The sequence below is a fragment of the Streptomyces globosus genome, from assembly GCF_003325375.1.
GTDB lineage: Bacteria > Actinomycetota > Actinomycetes > Streptomycetales > Streptomycetaceae > Streptomyces > Streptomyces globosus_A.
Genome location: NZ_CP030862.1, coordinates 1,682,042 through 1,699,091 on the forward strand (window position 1 = coordinate 1,682,042; position 17,050 = coordinate 1,699,091).

Annotated in this window: 14 protein-coding genes and 1 riboswitch; of the genes, 9 read left to right on the plus strand and 5 right to left on the minus strand. The window is 74.2% G+C overall.

Features of this window, described 5'->3' with window-relative positions; genetic code table 11:
* Positions 1–115 precede the first annotated feature (115 nt).
* The 4 genes from C0216_RS07820 to C0216_RS07835 all read left to right on the plus strand — a co-directional run bounded on the left by C0216_RS07820 (position 116) and on the right by C0216_RS07835 (position 4,884).
* Positions 116–1,462, plus strand: a complete 1,347-nt coding sequence (locus C0216_RS07820) for a M16 family metallopeptidase (RefSeq protein WP_162793131.1) — start codon at positions 116–118, stop codon at positions 1,460–1,462.
* 20 nt (positions 1,463–1,482) lie between these two features.
* Entirely contained in the window at positions 1,483–2,850 is a 1,368-nt protein-coding gene (locus C0216_RS07825; protein ID WP_114058514.1) for a M16 family metallopeptidase, read from the plus strand.
* 189 nt (positions 2,851–3,039) lie between these two features.
* Positions 3,040–3,197, plus strand: a riboswitch (cyclic di-AMP (ydaO/yuaA leader).
* A gap of 12 nt (positions 3,198–3,209) precedes the next feature.
* Positions 3,210–4,004, plus strand: coding sequence for a M23 family metallopeptidase (locus C0216_RS07830; RefSeq protein ID WP_114054563.1), 795 nt, complete (start codon positions 3,210–3,212; stop codon positions 4,002–4,004).
* Positions 4,005–4,218: 214 nt separating this feature from the next.
* Entirely contained in the window at positions 4,219–4,884 is a 666-nt protein-coding gene (locus tag C0216_RS07835) for a GntR family transcriptional regulator (protein ID WP_114054564.1), read from the plus strand.
* Positions 4,885–5,144: 260 nt separating this feature from the next.
* Here C0216_RS07835 and C0216_RS07840 read toward each other — a convergent pair whose 3' ends face one another.
* Positions 5,145–5,426: an HPr family phosphocarrier protein gene (locus C0216_RS07840; protein WP_048477591.1), complete on the minus strand. Its 282-nt coding sequence runs from the start codon at positions 5,424–5,426 to the stop codon at positions 5,145–5,147.
* 183 nt (positions 5,427–5,609) lie between these two features.
* Here C0216_RS07840 and C0216_RS07845 point away from each other — a divergent pair, with 183 nt between their 5' ends.
* From C0216_RS07845 to C0216_RS07860, 4 genes are all read left to right on the plus strand, one after another.
* On the plus strand, positions 5,610–8,333 hold the full coding sequence (locus C0216_RS07845) for a GNAT family N-acetyltransferase (protein ID WP_114054565.1): 2,724 nt from the start codon (positions 5,610–5,612) through the stop codon (positions 8,331–8,333).
* Between the two features lie 60 nt (positions 8,334–8,393).
* The gene (locus tag C0216_RS07850) at positions 8,394–8,993 is read left to right on the plus strand and encodes a DUF5998 family protein (protein ID WP_114054566.1); all 600 of its coding nucleotides are present in this window, start codon (positions 8,394–8,396) and stop codon (positions 8,991–8,993) included.
* The gene (locus C0216_RS07855) at positions 8,993–10,195 is read left to right on the plus strand and encodes an alkaline phosphatase family protein (RefSeq protein ID WP_114054567.1); all 1,203 of its coding nucleotides are present in this window, start codon (positions 8,993–8,995) and stop codon (positions 10,193–10,195) included. Before C0216_RS07850 ends, C0216_RS07855 begins: the two co-directional genes overlap by 1 nt.
* A 77-nt stretch (positions 10,196–10,272) precedes the next feature.
* A complete protein-coding gene (locus tag C0216_RS07860) occupies positions 10,273–10,923 on the plus strand; it encodes a thymidine kinase (RefSeq protein ID WP_114054568.1) in 651 nt (216 codons plus the stop codon).
* 28 nt (positions 10,924–10,951) lie between these two features.
* On the opposite strand, the gene C0216_RS07865 is transcribed toward C0216_RS07860, so the two are convergent.
* The gene (locus C0216_RS07865; RefSeq protein ID WP_114054569.1) at positions 10,952–11,761 is read right to left on the minus strand and encodes a VOC family protein; all 810 of its coding nucleotides are present in this window, start codon (positions 11,759–11,761) and stop codon (positions 10,952–10,954) included.
* A 174-nt stretch (positions 11,762–11,935) separates the two neighbouring features.
* Between C0216_RS07865 and C0216_RS07870 the strand changes: the two genes are divergently transcribed.
* Complete coding sequence (locus tag C0216_RS07870; RefSeq protein ID WP_114054570.1) at positions 11,936–12,781, plus strand: sulfurtransferase; 846 nt, start codon at positions 11,936–11,938, stop codon at positions 12,779–12,781.
* Positions 12,782–12,832: 51 nt separating this feature from the next.
* On the opposite strand, the gene sepH is transcribed toward C0216_RS07870, so the two are convergent.
* From sepH to C0216_RS07885, 3 genes are all read right to left on the minus strand, one after another.
* Complete coding sequence (gene sepH, locus C0216_RS07875; protein WP_114054571.1) at positions 12,833–13,879, minus strand: septation protein SepH; 1,047 nt, start codon at positions 13,877–13,879, stop codon at positions 12,833–12,835.
* A 546-nt stretch (positions 13,880–14,425) separates the two neighbouring features.
* Positions 14,426–15,748, minus strand: coding sequence for a D-arabinono-1,4-lactone oxidase (locus C0216_RS07880; RefSeq protein ID WP_114054572.1), 1,323 nt, complete (start codon positions 15,746–15,748; stop codon positions 14,426–14,428).
* The gene (locus C0216_RS07885; RefSeq protein WP_114054573.1) at positions 15,705–16,952 is read right to left on the minus strand and encodes an MFS transporter; all 1,248 of its coding nucleotides are present in this window, start codon (positions 16,950–16,952) and stop codon (positions 15,705–15,707) included. The genes C0216_RS07880 and C0216_RS07885 overlap by 44 nt, the downstream gene beginning before the upstream one ends.
* Between the last annotated feature and the right edge of the window lie 98 nt (positions 16,953–17,050).

A 17,050-nucleotide genomic window follows, 5' to 3' on the forward strand; every position in this document is an offset into this window, starting at 1 on the left:
AGGCCCGACTCCGACCCGGGTACCGGCCGGGAACTTCTCCGGCGCCCGGCGCGCTTGCATACAGTGGCAGGTCTGACGGAATTCTCTGCATCGCGATCGAAGGGACCACATGCCCATGGGTCACACGGCCACAGCCCAGGCCGGCTCCGGCGGCCTGACAGCGACCGAGCACCGGCTGGCCAACGGCCTGCGCGTGGTGCTCTCCGAGGACCACCTGACCCCGGTCGCGGCGGTCTGCCTGTGGTACGACGTCGGCTCGCGCCACGAAGTCAAGGGACGCACCGGCCTGGCTCACCTCTTCGAGCACCTGATGTTCCAGGGCTCCGCGAGCGTACCGGGGAACGGCCACTTCGAGCTCGTCCAGGGCGCCGGCGGCTCCCTCAACGGCACGACGAGCTTCGAGCGCACCAACTACTTCGAGACCATGCCGGCCCACCAGCTGGAGCTGGCGCTGTGGCTCGAGGCGGACCGGATGGGCTCGCTGCTGGCCGCCCTGGACGAGGAGTCCATGGAGAACCAGCGCGACGTCGTCAAGAACGAGCGCCGCCAGCGCTACGACAACGTCCCGTACGGCACCGCCTTCGAGCGGCTGACCGCCATGGCGTACCCCGAGCCCCACCCCTACCACCACACGCCGATCGGCTCCATGGCCGACCTGGACGCGGCCTCGCTGGAGGACGCGCGCGCGTTCTTCCGCACCTACTACGCGCCCAACAACGCGGTGCTGTCGGTCGTCGGCGACATCGACCCGGAGCAGACGCTCGCCTGGATCGAGAAGTACTTCGGCACCATCCCCGCCCACGACGGCAAGCAGCCCCCGCGCGACGGCACGCTGCCCGACACCATGGGCGGCCAGCTCCGCGAGGAGATCACCGAGGACGTCCCGGCCCGCGCCCTGATGGCCGCCTACCGGCTGCCCCACGACGGCACCCGCGAGTGCGACGCCGCCGACGTGGCGCTGACCGTCCTCGGCGGAGGCGAGTCCTCCCGCCTGCACAACCGGCTGGTCCGCCGCGACCAGACGGCCGTCGCGGCCAGCTTCGGCATGCTCCGCCTCGCCGGCGCCCCCTCGATGGGCTGGCTGGACGTGAAGACCTCCAGCGGCGTCGAGGTGCCCGCCATCGAGGCCGCCGTGGACGAGGAGCTGGCCCGGTTCGCCGCCGAGGGCCCCACGGCCGAGGAGATGGAGCGCGCCCAGGCCCAGCTGGAGCGCGAGTGGCTGGACCGGCTGGGCACCGTCGCCGGCCGGGCCGACGAACTGTGCCGCTTCGCGGTCCTCTTCGGCGACCCGCAGCTGGCGCTGACCGCCGTGCAGCGCGTCCTCGACGTCACCGCCGAGGAGGTGCAGGCCGTCGCCGCGGCCCGGCTGCGCCCCGACAACCGCGCGGTGCTCGTCTACGAGCCCCTCGCCGCCGACGACTCCGACGCGAACGAGAACGAGAACGAGGGGGCGGAGCAGTGAGCGACACCGCAGCCGTCACGATGACCTTCCACCCGCGGCCCGCGGCCGGGCAGCCCAAGCCGTGGGCGTTCCCCGCCCCCGAGCGGAGCGCCCTGCCCAACGGCCTGACCGTGCTGCGCTGCCACCGGCCCGGCCAGCAGGTCGTCGCGGTCGAGGTGAACCTCGCCGCACCGCTGGACGCCGAGCCGGAGGGGCTGGACGGCGTCGCCACCATCATGGCCCGCGCCCTGTCCGAGGGCACCGACAAGCACTCCGCCGAGGAGTTCGCCGCCGAGCTGGAGCGCTGCGGCGCCACCCTCGACGCGCACGCCGACCACCCCGGCCTGCGCGTCTCCCTGGAGGTCCCCGCCTCGCGGCTGGCCAAGGCCCTCGGCCTGCTCGCCGAGGCGCTGCGCGCGCCGGCGTTCGCCGACAGCGAGGTCGACCGACTCGTCCGCAACCGCCTGGACGAGATCCCGCACGAGCTGGCCAACCCGCAGCGCCGCGCCGCCAAGGAGCTCTACCGGCAGCTCTTCCCGGCCTCCCTGCGCATGTCCCGGCCCCGCCAGGGCACCGAGGAGACCGTCGCCCGGATCGACTCCGCCGCCGTGCGCGCCTTCTACGAGGCGCACGTGCGCCCCGCGACGGCCACCGCGGTGATCGTCGGCGACCTGGCCGGCATCGACCTGGACGCGCTCCTGGCCGACACCCTGGGCGCCTGGACGGGCAACGCGGGCCAGGCCCGACCCGTGCCCCCGGTCGAGTCCGACGACACCGGCCGCGTCGTCATCGTCGACCGGCCCGGCGCCGTCCAGACCCAGCTGCTGATCGGCCGAACCGGCCCCGACCGGCACGACCGGGTCTGGGCCGCGCAGGTCCTCGGCACGTACTGCCTGGGCGGCACCCTCACCTCGCGCCTGGACAAGGTGCTGCGCGAGGAGAAGGGGTACACGTACGGCGTGCGCGCCTTCGGCCAGGTGCTGCGCTCCACCGCCGACGGGCGGGGCGCCTCGATGCTCGCCATCAGCGGGTCCGTGGACACCCCCCACACCGGTCCGGCGCTGGAGGACCTCTGGAAGGTGCTGCGGACCCTCGCCGAGGGCGGTCTGACGGACGCCGAGCGGGACGTCGCCGTGCAGAACCTGGTGGGCGTGGCCCCGCTGAAGTTCGAGACGGCCGCGGCGGTCGCCGGCACCCTCGCCGACCAGGTCGAGCAGGAACTCCCGGACGACTACCAGGCGCAGCTGTACGCGCGGCTGGCGGAGACGGGCACCGTGGAGGCCACCACGGCCGTCGTGCAGGCCTTCCCGGTGGACCGGCTGGTCACCGTGCTCGTCGGCGACGCCGCCCAGATCGAGGGCCCGGTGCGCGCGTTGGGAATCGGAGAGGTGACCGTCGTCGGCAACTGACCGGCAACTCCCCGAGGGCCCCGGCGGCTTGTCCGCCGGGGCCCTTTGTGTCCGGTTTTGCTGCGGAGGTTGCCCGTATGCGGTGTGGCGTGCGCAACAAAAGGCCGTGACCGTTTGGTGATTGACTGATGATCCGCCTAGCGTCGGCCGTGCTGTCCGTCAGTTGATACGCGCCGCACCCGCGGCACCGGGCAGCGATCGCCGAGTCCCCGTCCGGCGCGAGCCTGGGGAGCCGGGGACCCACACGTCCCTTGGGGTGAATCGGGCCGCCTCGCAAGAGGTGCCCGTAGGAGACCTTCCTGCTCCGAACCCGTCAGCTAACCCGGTAGGCGAGAGGGAAGGAAAGGATCAGCCTCTCCATGGCCTTTGGCAGCCGTGCCGCCGGCAAGCACCGTGGTTCCAGCCGTCTGAGCCGCAAGACCGCCGGATACGCCGGCGTCGCCGCCCTCGCCACCACCGGCGTGGTGGGCACCCTCGCCGCCCCGGCCTTCGCCGCGACGGACAAGGGCCCCTCCATGGAGGACACCGGTCTGAACGCGGTCGTCACCGCCGAGGACGTCGCGGGCCAGGTCGAGGCCCAGGCCGACGCCCAGCGGGCCGCCGCCGAGGCCGCCGCCCTGAAGGCGCAGGCCGAGGCCGACGCCAAGGCGCGCGCCGCCGAGGCCAGGCAGAAGGCCGAGGAGAAGGCGAAGGCCGAGCGCGAGGCCGCCGAGCGCGCCGCCCGCGAGGAGGAGCGCAAGCGCCTCAACACCTTCGTCTCCCCGCTCGCCGGCTCCTACGTCAGCACCCAGTACCGCGCCGGCGGCGGCATGTGGTCCTCCGGCAGCCACACCGGGATCGACTTCCACGCCAACGAGGGCTCCGTCGTCCGCGCCGTCGGCGTCGGCACCGTCGTCGAGGCCGGCTGGGGCGGCGCCTACGGCAACAACGTCGTGATCCGGCACGCCGACGGCACCTACACCCAGTACGGCCACCTCAACTCGCTGAGCGTCTCGGTCGGCCAGCAGGTCACCCCGGGCCAGCAGATCGGCCTCTCCGGCTCCACCGGCAACTCCAGCGGCCCGCACCTGCACTTCGAGGCCCGCACCGGCGCCAACTACGGCTCGGACATCGACCCGATCGCCTACCTGCGCAGCCACGGCGTCAGCCTCTGACCCCCGCAGCAGCCTGTTCCGAAGGCCCCGGCTCACCGAGCCGGGGCCTTCGCGCTGCCCGCCCGCCCATTTCCGGCCGCCGCACACCGGCCGAAATACCACCGATTTCCTGCCGCCCTCGGAAACCGGCGGGAATTGCCATAGAGTTTCCGTACGATCCACACGGCCGCGGCATCGGTGCCGGCAATCGGAAAAACAGGGCGGAGGTCCGGTCTTGCGTATTCCCGCGCACGCGGTATGCACTGCGATCCGCGACGACATCGTCTCCGGGGCGTTGGAACCGGGCGCCAGGCTCACCGAGGAGCAGCTGGCCCGCCGGTACGGCGTCTCGCGCGTCCCGGTCCGCGAGGCGCTGCGGACCCTGGAGTCGGAGGGCTTCGTCACCAGCCGGCGGCATGCGGGCGCCTGCGTCGCCGAGCCGACCGAGCAGGAGGCCGCCGACCTCCTGGAGATGCGGATGCTGCTGGAGCCGCTCGCGGCCGCCAGGGCCGCGCGGCGGCGCACCGAGGGCCATCTGAAGGTGCTGCGCGGCCTGGTCAGGCTCGGCCAGGAGCGGGCCAGGGGAGGTCAGGGGGAGGACCTGCGGGCGCTGGGCAGCTGGTTCCACGAGACCCTCTCCCAGGCCTCCGCCAGCCCCGGGCTGATCGCCCTCCTCACGCAGATGCGCCACAAGGTCGCCTGGATGTACGCCGTGCAGGCGCCGGAGCGGCCCGTGGAGTGCTGGGCGGAGCACGGAGCGATCACCGACGCGGTGGCCCGGGGCGACGCCGAGCGGGCGCGGGCGCTGACCGCCGGCCACGCCGAACGCACCGCGGGCGCCTACCGGCTGCGCGTGAGGACTTCGCAACCTGCCGTAAACACGGCGGGCCGCTCCTTTTAACAGGGGTCGCGTAGAAATACCGGGAACAAAGTCGGGGCACGGTCGGGCCGTGCGGCTTTCCGTGCCGCTTTCCCGGCCGGGACTGCTTTTCCGGCGGGGCTCCCGGCCGCATTCCCGCTCATTCGGCGAGGCGTTTTCCGCGGCGCATTCCCCTGCGCCCGTTCCCGTACGCGGATTTCCGCACCGCCCGACGGCGAAGCCGCGGCCGCCGGGGCATCGGCGGCCGCGGCTTCGCGCGGACCGGGGTGGAACCCGAAGGGTCAGACGGTCTCCGGGAGCTCCTCAAGGCCCTCGGCGACGAGCTTCGCGAGGCGGTCCAGCGCCGCCTCGGCGCCCTCGGCGTCCGACGCGAGGACGATCTCCTCGCCGCCCTGGGCGCCCAGGCCCAGCACCGCGAGCATGGAGGCGGCGTTGACGGGGTTCCCGTCCGCCTTCGCGATGGTCACCGGGACGCCCGAAGCGGTCGTCGCCCGGACGAAGATCGAGGCGGGACGAGCGTGCAGGCCCTCGGCCCAGCCGACGTTGACGCGGCGCTCTGCCATGGTGATGCCCTTCAGGTTCTAACGGTTGTCTAGACCACTATCTCACGACGTCCCCCGTGCTCGGACCGCCGCCGGCCCCGGTCTCTTCCGTCCGATCTACCCCGCATTGCGCAATTTCGCACCTCCCCGACGGGCTGCCCCGCGCAGCAGCCCTCCCGACCGCCCGGGGCTTAGGATCACCGCATGACCACCGCGTCGGACCCCTCGTACCCGGCCCACTGGGAGGCGGACGTCGTCCTGCGCGACGGCGGCACCGCACGCATCCGCCCCATCACCCCCGAGGACGCCGGCCGCCTGGTCAGCTTCTACGAGCAGGTCTCCGACGAGTCGAAGTACTACCGGTTCTTCGCCCCCTACCCCCGGCTCTCCGACCGCGACGTGCACCGCTTCACCCACCACGACTACGTCGACCGGGTGGGACTCGCCGCGACCGTCGGCGAGGACTTCATCGGCACCGTCCGCTACGACCGGATCGGCCCCGACGGCCGACCCGCCTCGGCGCCCGCCGACGAGGCCGAGGTCGCCTTCCTCGTCCAGGACGCCCACCAGGGGCGCGGCGTCGCCTCCGCCCTCCTGGAGCACATCGGCGCGGTCGCCCGCGAGCGCGGCATCCGCCGGTTCGCCGCCGAGGTGCTGCCCGCCAACACCCGCATGATCAAGGTGTTCACGGACGCCGGCTACCAGCAGAGGCGCAGCTTCGAGGACGGCGCCGTCCGCCTCACCCTCGACCTGGAGCCCACCGCCGAGTCCCTCGCCGTCCAGCGGGCCCGCGAGCAGCGCGCCGAGGCCCGCTCCGTCCAGCGGCTCCTGGCCCCCGGGTCCGTCGCCGTCATCGGCGTCAGCCGCTCCGGCGGCGGCGTCGGCGCCGCCGCCCTGCGCAACCTCCGCGACAGCGGCTTCCGCGGCCACCTCTACGCCGTCAACGAGGCCCGCGCCCCCGGCATCGAGGGCGACCTCCTCGACGGCGTGCGCGCCTACCGCTCGCTCGCCGAGATCGACGCGCCCGTGGACCTCGCCGTCGTCGCCGTCCCCGCCGAGCGGGTCCCGCAGGTCGTCGCCGACTGCGGCGAACACGGCGTACAGGGCCTCGTCGTGCTGTCCGCGGGCTACGCAGAGACCGGCCCCGCCGGCCTGGAGCGCCAGCGCGAACTCGTCCGCCAGGTCCGCTCCCACGGGATGCGCCTCATCGGCCCCAACGCCTTCGGGGTGATCAACACCGCGCCCGAGGTCGCCCTCAACGCCTCCCTCGCGCCCGTCCCCGCCCCCGTACCCGGCCGGATCGGGCTCTTCACCCAGTCCGGCGCCATCGGCATCGCGCTGCTGTCCGCCCTGCTCCGCCGCGGCGAGGGCCTCTCCTCGTTCGTCTCGGCCGGCAACCGCGCCGACGTCTCCGGGAACGACATCCTCCAGTACTGGTACGAGGACGAGGCCACCGACGTCGCCCTCATGTACCTGGAAACCCTCGGCAACCCGCGGAAGTTCACCCGCCTCGCCCGCCGCACCGCCGCCGTCAAGCCCGTCGTCGTCGCCAAGGGCGGCCGCCACACCCCCGCCGGCCACGCCGTCCCCGGCACCAGGCTCCCCGAGACCACCGTCTCCGCCCTGCTCCGCCAGGCCGGCGTCATCCGCGTCGACACCGTCACCGAGCTCGTCGACGCCGGCCTCCTCCTCGCCTCCCAGCCCGTCCCCGCCGGGCCGCGCGTCGCCATCCTCGGCAACTCGGAATCGCTCGGCTACCTCACCTACGACGCCTGCCTCGCCCAGGGGCTGCGGCCTTCCTCCCCGCTCGACCTGACCACCGCCGCCACCCCCGCCGACTTCGGCGCCGCCCTCTCCGCGGCCCTCGCCTCCGACGCCCACGACGCCGTGATCGTCACCGCCATCCCCTGGGTCGGCGAGGAGGCCGGCCCCGACACCGGGGCCGACGGCCTCGCCGACGCCCTGCGCGACGCCGCGGCCGCCCACCCCGGCAAGCCGGTCGCCGTCGTCCACGTCGAGCTGGCCGAACTCGTCCAGGCCCTCTCCCGCGAGGACGTCCGCATCCCCGCCTACCCGGCCGCCGAGCGGGCCGTCCGGGCCGTCGCCGAAGCCGTCCGGTACGGGCAGTGGCGCCGCGCCAACGCCGACTCCGGGCACGTCCCCGAGTACGACGACATCGACGAGGCGGGGGCCGCCGCCCAGCTCGCCGCCCTCCTCGCCGGCGGAGCCGGCCCCGACGGCGTGATCACGCTCTCCGACGGCGACGCCGCCGCGCTCCTCGCCCGCTACGGGATCCGCGTCCTGCCCACGCTGCCCGCGCCCACCCCCGACGCCGCCGCCAAGGCCGCCGCGGCCCTCGGCTACCCCGTCGCCCTCAAGACCACCGCCCCCCACCTGCGCCACCGCGCCGACCTCGGCGGCGTCCGCCTGGACCTCACCACCGAGGCCGAGCTGCGCCGCTCCTACGACGAGCTCACCGAGCACCTCGGCACCCCCGCCGAGCTGCAGCCCGTCGTCCAGGCCATGGTGCCCCGAGGCGTCGACACCGTCGTCCGCTCCGTCATCGACCCGGCCGCCGGCGCCGTCCTCTCCTTCGGCCTGGCCGGCGTCGCCTCCGAGCTGCTCGGCGACACCGCCCACCGGCTCGTGCCCGCCACCGACCGCGACGCCGCCGGACTGATCCGGTCCATCCGCACCGCCCCCCTCCTCTTCGGCTGGCGCGGCAGCGACCCCGTCGACACCCCCGCCCTGGAAGAGCTCCTGCTGCGCCTCTCCCGGCTCGTCGACGACCACCCCGAAGTGGTCGGCGTCACCCTCGAACCCGTCGTCGTCGCCGCCGAGGGCCTCTCCGTCCTGAGCGCCGCCGTCCGCATCGCGCACCCGCCCGCCCGCACCGACCTCGGCCCCCGCACACTCCCCAGCTACTGAGGAGCCCCGGGGCGTCCCGAGGCGGCCGGGGCGCCCCGTACGGGCCTTAGGATGGACCCCATGGCGAAATCCGGTACGACGACCCAGGGGCTGCGCACGGCGATCGAGCGCAGCGGCTACTACCCGGCCCTCGTGGCCGAGGCCGTGGAGGCCGCGGTGGGCGGCGAGCCGATCTCGTCGTACCTGGTCCACCAGGAGACGACCTTCGACTCCAACGAGGTCCGCCGGCACGTCACCGTGCTCGTCCTGACCGGCAACCGCTTCATCGTGAGCCACACCGACGAGCAGGCCGCCGACGCGGGCTCCCCCTCGCCCTACGCGACCACCTCCACGGAGTCCGTCAAGCTGGCCAGCATCTCCTCGGTGGTGCTCAGCCGCGTCGTCGCCAACCCCGAGTCGTACACGCCGGGCACCCTCCCGCGCGAGGTCGTCCTGACCATCGGCTGGGGCGCCGTCTCGCGCATCGACCTCGAACCCGCCGCCTGCGGCGACCCCAACTGCGACTCCGACCACGGCTACACCGGCAACTCCACCGCCGACGACCTCAGCCTCCGCGTGAGCGAGGCGGGCGACGGCCCCGAGGCCGTCCGCCAGACCCTGCTCTTCGCGCAGGCCCTCTCCGAGGCGACCGCGGCCACCGCCGCCGGCGCCGCCCGCTGATGTCCCACTCCGCACCGCCGAACTGGGACGAGCCCGAGCTGCTGGACCTCGCCGGAGCGCCCGTCCCGCAGTACGGGTCCGGCTCGCTCGCCGACCTGCTGCCCACCCTCGTCGCCGGCCAGGGCGTCCCCGGCTTCACCGCCGCCATCGCCGAGCTGGCCCCCGCAGACCGGAACTGCGTGTTCCTGGTCGACGGCATGGGCTGGGAGCAGCTCAGGGCCCACCCGGCCGAAGCCCCCTTCCTGACCTCCCTGCTCGCCGGCTCCCGCGGCGGCACCGGCCTCCCCCTCACGGCCGGCTTCCCGGCGACCACGGCCACCTCGCTGGCGTCCGTCGGCACCGGCCTGCCGCCCGCCCGGCACGGCCTGCCCGGCTACGCGGTCCGCAACCCCGCCACCGGCGAGCTGATGAACCAGCTCCGCTGGAACCCGTGGACCCCGCCGCGCCCCTGGCAGCCGTACCCCACCGTCTTCCAGCTCGCCGACGCGGCCGGCGTGGCCACGGCCCAGGTCTCCTCGCCCGTCTTCCAGACCACCCCGCTCACCAAGATCGCGCTCAGCGGCGGCACCTTCCACGGCCGGATGACCGGCGAGGAGCGGATGGACCTCGCCGCGGACCGGCTCGCCGCGGGCGACCGCTCGCTCGTGTACACGTACTACAGCGAGCTCGACGGCGCCGGCCACCGGCACGGCGTGGACTCCGACGCCTGGCGCGGCCAGCTGATGTACGTCGACCGGCTGGTCCAGCGGCTCGCCGAGCAGCTGCCGCCCCGCACCGCCCTGTACGTGACCGCCGACCACGGCATGGTGGACGTCCCCTTCGACGAGGACTCCCGCATCGACTTCGACGAGGACTGGGAGCTCGGCGCGGGTGTCGCCCTGCTCGGCGGCGAGGGCCGCGCCCGGCACGTGTACGCGGTCCCGGGCGCCGAGGCCGACGTCCTGACCGTGTGGCGCGAGGTGCTCGGGGACCGGTTCTGGGTCGCCGGCCGCGAAGAGGCCCTCGAACTGGGCTGGTTCGGCCCGCCGGGGGAGTGCGACGAGCGCGTCCTCGGCCGGATCGGCGACGTGGTCGCCGCGGCTTACGCCGACGTCGCGGTCACGGCGTCCCGGACCGAGCCGAACGAGTCCGCGCTCGCCGGCATGCACGGCTCCATGACCCCCGCCGAGCAGCTCGTCCCCCTGCTCGAGATCCGCACCTGACCCCGCTGCCACCCGCGCCGCCCCGCGCACCCGTACGCCCGCCCGCCGACCACGACCCGAAAGGTCCCGTTCCCTCCATGCCCGAATTGGTGTTTTTCTCCGGAACCATGGACTGCGGAAAGAGCACGCTGGCGCTCCAGATCACCCACAACCGCTCGGCCCGCGGCCTCCAGGGCGTCATCTTCACCCGCCAGGACAGGGCAGGCGAGGGCAAGCTCTCCTCGCGCCTGGGACTGGTCACGGACGCGGTCGAGGTCGGGGACGCGATGGACCTGTACGCCTACCTCGTCGGCGAGCTCTCCCGGGGCGGCAGGGCGGACTACGTCATCGTCGACGAGGCCCAGTTCCTCGCACCGGAGCAGATCGACCAGCTGGCCCGGATCGTCGACGACCTCGACATGGACGTCTTCGCCTTCGGCATCACCACCGACTTCCGCACCAAGCTCTTCCCCGGCTCGCAGCGGCTCATCGAACTCGCCGACCGGATCGAGCAGCTCCAGGTCGAGGCCCTGTGCTGGTGCGGGGCCCGCGCCACGCACAACGCCCGCACGGTGGGCGGGCGGATGGTCGTCGAGGGCGCCCAGGTCGTGGTAGGAGACGTCAACCGGCCCGCGCAGGAGGTCGGTTACGAGGTGCTGTGCCGCCGCCACCACCGGCGCCGCATGACCTCGGCCTCCGCGCACGCCGCCGCACTCTCCCCGGACGTCCTGCCGGTGGGCCGCGCCTGACCGGTGCAGGGCGGCCCCGGGCGGCCGGTCAGCCGGTGGCGGGGCGGCGCTCGACCAGGGCCAGGAGGGCGCCCTCGGGGTCCGCGACCGTCGCGACCCGGCCCGTCAGGCCCTCGCGGGGCGGCCGGACCACGCTGCCGCCCAGGCGGCGCACCTGTGCGGCGGCGGCGTCGGCGTCGTCGACCGCGAAGTACGTCATCCAGTGCGGCCCCCGGTCGTGCGGCAGCGAGCGGCCCACCCCGTGCACCGCGGCGACCGGACGGCCCTCCAGCACCAGGGTCAGGTAGTCGAAGTCCGCGCCCTGTACGAGGCCTTCGGGGGCGGTGCCGTGCTCAGCCACGTGCCCGAAGACGTGCGCGTAGAACTTGCCCACGGTCGAGGTGTCCTGCGTGACCAGCTCCGCCCACACGGGCGTGCCGTGGGGTCCGGACAGCTGGGTTCCGGCGCTGCCGTCGGCCTGCCAGATCCCGAGGACCGCGCCCAGCGGGTCGGAGCAGATCGCGAGGCGCCCGGCGCCGCCCGCGTCGAGCGGCCCGACGGCGACGGTGCCGCCGCAGGAGCGGACGGCCTCCGCCGCCGCGTCGACGTCGTCGGTGGCGAAGTACGTCGTCCAGGCCACCGGGAGGTCCCGGTCCGGCGGCATCTCCCCGATGCCGGCGACCTCGCGGCCGTCGAGCAGGGCGCGGACGTACGGCCCGAAGGGAGCGGGGCCCGGCTCGTACTCCCAGCCGAACAGCTCGCCGTAGAACGCCTCGGCGGCGCCGAGGGTGTGGACCATCAGACTCGACCAGCAGGGTGTGCCGGGCGGGCGCCGCGTGTCCTGCACTGCGTCGGTCATGTAAGCCGTCTCCTCGGTCGTCGGACATCGGGACCAGATGGTTCCACCCCGCCCGCTCCGGCGCGCCCCGACCCGGCCGAGAATCGCTGGAGCGGGCGGAGATGACCGGATCAGTGCGCCGGTCGCAGGCGGCCCTGCCCCCGCGGACGCCCGAGAGGGAGGAAGATGGGCCGTATGACTGCGAACTCTGCGATCGTCTCCGCCTCCGCCCTCGCCGCGGAACTGGCCGGTCCGCGGCCGCCGGTGCTCCTCGACGTCCGCTGGCAGCTGGGCGGGCCGAACCAGCGCCCCGCCTACGACGCCGGGCACCTGCCGGGTGCCGTGTACGTGGACCTCGACCGCGAACTGGCAGGTCCGCCGGGGGCGGGCGGGCGCCATCCGCTGCCCGACCCGGAGGAGTTCGGGGCCGTGATGCGGCGTGCCGGGGTCTGTGCGGACGTGCCGGTCGTCGTCTACGACGGCGGGCAGGGGTGGGCGGCGGCCCGCGCCTGGTGGCTGCTGCGCTGGTCCGGGCACCGGCAGGTGAGCGTCCTGGACGGCGGGCTGGCCGCCTGGACGGCGGCCGGAGGCGCGGTGACATCCGAACCCCCGGCCCCGGTCCAAGGCGATTTCAAGCCAACTCCCGGCGCAATGGGGCTGCTCGATGCGGACGGGGCGGCCGCCCTGGCCCGTGAAGGGGTCCTGCTGGACGCGCGGGCGGGCGAGCGGTACCGCGGCGAGGTCGAGCCGATCGACCCGGTCGGCGGCCACATCCCCGGCGCCCTGTCGGCGCCCACGGCGGACAACACCGGCCCGGACGGGCTGCTCCTGCCCGCCGCCGAACTGCGGGCGCGGTTCGCGGGACTGGGGGCGACGGGCGGGGCGCCCGTCGGCGTGTACTGCGGCTCGGGCGTCTCGGGCGCGCACGAGGTGCTCGCGCTGGAGGTGGCCGGGATCGGCGCCGCGCTGTACGCGGGCAGCTGGTCGGAGTGGTCCGCGGACCCGCAGCGGCCGGTGGCCACGGGGCCGGACCCGCAGTAGTGCGCGGCGCACCGGCCCGCCGGGCGCGGCGGGCCGGGCAGCACGCGGGGGCTACTCCTGCTTCTTGCGGCGGGTGCCGAAGACGATCTCGTCCCAGCTCGGCACCGCCGCGCGGCGGCCCGGGCGGACGCCGTCGGCCTCGGCCTGCCGGTCGGTGGTGCCGGTCAGGCGGTCGCGGTGGCCGGCCACCGTGCGCGGCATCAGCACGTCCGCGTACGCGGTGCCCGCGCCCGCGGACGCCGAGGCGGCCGGGGGCTCCTCCGCCTCCGCCTCCTCGGCGGGGGTGTCGGTGCGCTCGGGGACCACGAGGTCGCCGCGGAAGCTCGGCACCGCCTCCAGCAGGCTCGTCAGCGAATCCCGCTCCTCCTCCGGCTCCGGAGCGGGTGCGACGGGCCGCTCCGGCCGGTCCAGCGTGCGGTCGAGGGGCCGGTCCCGCGGCAGGCGCGCGATCCGCGGCACGAAGGGGAAGCTGGGCTCCGGGGCGGCCGGCAGGTCGTCGGCCTCGCCGATCAGCGAGCGGGCCTCGTCGTCCACGGCGACGACGAGGCGGCGCGGCGGGTCGTAGGTCCAGCTCGCCGAGTGCGTCTCGCCCGCCACCCGGTAGACGAGCAGGACCTCCCAGGTGCCGTCGTCGCGGCGCCAGGAGTCCCACTGCACCGTGTCCTTGTCGACGCCGCGCAGCAGCAGGCGCTCCTGCACAGCCTCGCCGAGCTGCGGTCCGGTGTTCTCGCCGGGCCGGCGCACGGGGGTCTTGCGGGCCCGCTCCGCCATGAACGCGCGCTCGGCCAGCACCGGTCCCTCGAAGCGGCGCACGCGGTCGACGGGGATGCCGGCGAGTTGGGCGACCTCCTCCGCGGAGGCACCGGCCCGTATGCGGGCCTGGATGTCGCGGGGGCGGAGGTGGCTCTCGACCTCGATCTCGATCTGGTTCAGGCGCGCGCGGTCGTTGCGCACGGCAGCCCGAAGCCGCTCGTCGATCGGAAGCGTGTACTCCGTGCTGTCCGCAGCCTTGAGCACCAGTCGTGTGCCGTCATTCGAGACGGCCACGACACGCAGTTCGGGCATGGGGACCTCCCGGGTGGTGCCTGCCGACGTCACGTGCGTCGCTGCTTCCGCTAGTCGAGTGTGGCCTGCCCGGGTGCAGCCTGCCACAACCTTGCTCCAGTTCAACCGGCGTGTCGGGCATGCGCCCTTGATCGCCGTTATGGCACGGTTACCTGTTGGGTACGCACAGTGACCGACTGGTTACTGTGCGCACAGGCGCCCGTGCGCTGTCGCGGCATCACCGGTCCGAGTGCCGCATGTCCATCAGCCGGCCCCTTCACCCGGGTCCGGACAGCCGAAAGGAAGGACGGCCCCAGGGCTCGCCACAGTACTCCATTCGGGCCACCGCGGTGGCCCGCCGCGCCGCCGAACTTGTCACCCGCGGCGCACTTCGGGCTGCCCCGGATCCGGCCGCACCGGCAACTGCACCCCATTTCGGGCGTCTTGCTCCACGGAATCCCCGGAAACGGAACACCCCCCTCACTCCGCGTGGCGGTCCTCCTGCCGCCCCGTCACCGCCGATCCTCCGCGGGTGTGATGGAGATCGCGGACGGCCCGGCGGCCTGAACACCGCCCGTCCCGGGCGGCTCCGAGGGGGCGTCAGCCGCCGAGCACCCGGCGCAGGTAGTCGTTGCCGAAGAGCCGGTCGGGGTCCAGCCGGTCGCGCAGTGCGGTGAACTCCCCGAACCGGGGGTAGGCGGCGGCCAGGTACTCGGCCCCGCGGGTGTGCACCTTGCCCCAGTGCGGGCGGCCCCCGTACGCGGTGAAGATGCGCTCGGCGGCCGTGAAGTACGCCTGGTACGGGGTGCCCCGGTACATGTGCACGGCGATGTACGCGGTCTCCCGCCCCGAGGCCGTGGACAGTGCGATGTCGTCCGCCGGCGCCGTGCGGACCTCCACGGGGAAGCTGATCCGCAGCCGGGAGCGGTCGACCGCCGCCTTCAGCTCGCGCAGCGCGCCGACCGCGTGCTCGCGCGGGAGGGCGTACTCCATCTCCACGAAGCGCACCCGGCGCGGGCTGGTGAAGACCCGGTACGGGATGTCCGTGTACGTGCGGGCGGACAGGGCGCGGCTGGCGACGCGGGCGATGGCCGGGATGGCCGCGGGGACCGCGCGGCCCAGGGAGTTGGCCGCCTGGAAGACGCCGTTCGACAGCAGCTCGTCCTCGATCCAGGCGCTCACCGGTCCGGGCGGGGCCGCGGGGCCCTGGCTGCGGTTGTTGCGCTTGGTGTTGCAGTTGCCGGTGTGCGGGAACCAGTAGAACTCGAAGTGCTCGTTCTCCGCGACGTGCTCGTCGAACTCGGCGGTCACCCGGTCGAAGCGCATCGGCTCCTCGCGGGCGGTCAGGTGGAAGAGGGGCTCCACCGCGAAGGTGAGGGCCGTGGTGATCCCGAGCGCGCCGAGGCCGACCCGGGCGGCGGCGAAGACCTCGGGGTTCTCCTTCTCCGAGCAGGCCAGCAGCCGCCCGTCCGCCGTGACCATCTCCAGGCCGCGGAGCTGGGCGGCGAGGGAGGCGGAGTCGCGGCCGGTGCCGTGGGTGCCGGTGGAGACGGCCCCGGAGACCGTCTGCTCCATGATGTCGCCCATGTTGGCGAGCGAGAGGCCCTCGGCCGCCAGGGCCCGGTTGAGGTCCTTCAGGGCTGTTCCCGCCGCGACCGCCACCGTGCCCGCGGCCCGGTCGATGCCGAGGATCCCGTTGAGCGCCTGCGGGCGCACCATGACCCCGTCGGTGGCGGCGGCCGCGGTGAAGGAGTGGCCGGTGCCGACCGCCTTCACCCGCAGCCCGTCCTCGGCGGCCCGCCGCACCGCCTCCTGCACCTCGCCGACCGACGCCGGGGCCACCACCCGGGCCGGTGCGGCCGTGATGTTCCCGGCCCAGTTACGCCACGAGGCCCTGTACCTTGCCGCTGTCGCCGTCCCCATCGCCCGAGGGCTCCTCCCCTTGCGCCGGCCTCGCGAGCCGGCGGTATCCCGCGAACCCGACCGCCGCCGCGGCGGCCCCCGCCGAGATGGAGACGACGTACCCGCTCCTCGCCCCCGCCGCGTCGACGACCCAGCCGGCCACGGAGGAGCCGAGCGCGATCCCGACCGCGAGGCCGGTGCTGATCCAGGTCATGCCCTCGGTCAGCTTCGCGCGTGGTACGTGCGCCTCGATCAGGGCCATCGTGGTGATCATCGTGGGAGCGATGGCGAGGCCCGAGACGAAGAGCGCCACGGCCAGAATCGGAAGGTTCCCGGCCAGTAGGAGGGGGATCATACTCACGGCCATCGCACAGATGCCCAGGATCCAGCGGTGTTCGGCCTTGCCCTTGAAGCGGATCAGGCCGAAAGCGATGCCCGCGAGGCAGGACCCGAGCGCCCAAACCGCCAGAACCAGGCCGGATACGGACTTGGATCCGCGCTCCTCGGCGAAGGCGAGGGTCGCCACGTCGATCGAGCCGAAGATGGCGCCGGTCGCCACGAAGGTGCCGGCGAGCACCTGCAGGCCGGGGGAGCGCAGCGCGGACGACGGGTCGGCCTGGGTGTCGCGGGGGTGCGGCTCGGGCTCGGTGTCGCGCAGCGCGGTCAGCCACCAGACGCCCACCATCAGGCAGACGAGTGCCACCAGGGGCCCGGCCTCCGGGAACCAGCTGGCGGACAGCATGGTCGCGAGCGGCGGCCCGAAGATGAAGCACACCTCGTCGACGACGGACTCGAAGGAGTACGCGGTGTGCAGGTGCGGGGTGTCGCGGTGGATGACGGTCCAGCGGGCGCGGACCATCGAGCCCACGCTGGGGACGCAGCCGGCGACGACCGCGAAGAGGAAGAGCGTCCAGTCCGGCCACCCCTGCGAGGCGGCGACCAGCAGCCCCGAGACCGCGGCCCCGGCGATCAGGGTCGCCGGGCGCAGCACGCGCCGCTGGCCGTACTGGTCGACCAGGCGGGAGACCTGCGGGCCGACGACCGCGGCCGACAGGGCCAGGGTCGCCGTGAGGGCGCCGGCCAGCGTGTAGCGGCCGGTGAGCTCGGACACCATCGTGAGGATGCCGAGGCCGACCATGGACAGCGGCATGCGGCCGATGAATCCGGCGACGCTGAACGCCTTGGTGCCGGGCGCGTCGAAGATCGCGCGATAGGGACTGGGCAAGGTGCGCTCCGTGGGGGACGTCGCTGGCCCATACAGGTTATGGCCGCTCACGGGGCTCTGCACGGGTGTGTTCCAGACAGGAAGTAAGGCTCACCTTA

Coding starts and splice junctions, on each gene's coding strand:
- C0216_RS07820 (WP_162793131.1), top strand. CDS start 116: ATGGGTCACACGGCCACAGCCCAGGCCGGCTCCGGCGGCCTGACAGCG.
- C0216_RS07825 (WP_114058514.1), top strand. CDS start 1,483: ATGACCTTCCACCCGCGGCCCGCGGCCGGGCAGCCCAAGCCGTGGGCG.
- C0216_RS07830 (WP_114054563.1), top strand. CDS start 3,210: ATGGCCTTTGGCAGCCGTGCCGCCGGCAAGCACCGTGGTTCCAGCCGT.
- C0216_RS07840 (WP_048477591.1), bottom strand. CDS start 5,426: ATGGCAGAGCGCCGCGTCAACGTCGGCTGGGCCGAGGGCCTGCACGCT.
- C0216_RS07845 (WP_114054565.1), top strand. CDS start 5,610: ATGACCACCGCGTCGGACCCCTCGTACCCGGCCCACTGGGAGGCGGAC.
- C0216_RS07850 (WP_114054566.1), top strand. CDS start 8,394: ATGGCGAAATCCGGTACGACGACCCAGGGGCTGCGCACGGCGATCGAG.
- C0216_RS07855 (WP_114054567.1), top strand. CDS start 8,993: ATGTCCCACTCCGCACCGCCGAACTGGGACGAGCCCGAGCTGCTGGAC.
- C0216_RS07860 (WP_114054568.1), top strand. CDS start 10,273: ATGCCCGAATTGGTGTTTTTCTCCGGAACCATGGACTGCGGAAAGAGC.
- C0216_RS07865 (WP_114054569.1), bottom strand. CDS start 11,761: ATGACCGACGCAGTGCAGGACACGCGGCGCCCGCCCGGCACACCCTGC.
- C0216_RS07870 (WP_114054570.1), top strand. CDS start 11,936: ATGACTGCGAACTCTGCGATCGTCTCCGCCTCCGCCCTCGCCGCGGAA.
- C0216_RS07880 (WP_114054572.1), bottom strand. CDS start 15,748: ATGGGGACGGCGACAGCGGCAAGGTACAGGGCCTCGTGGCGTAACTGG.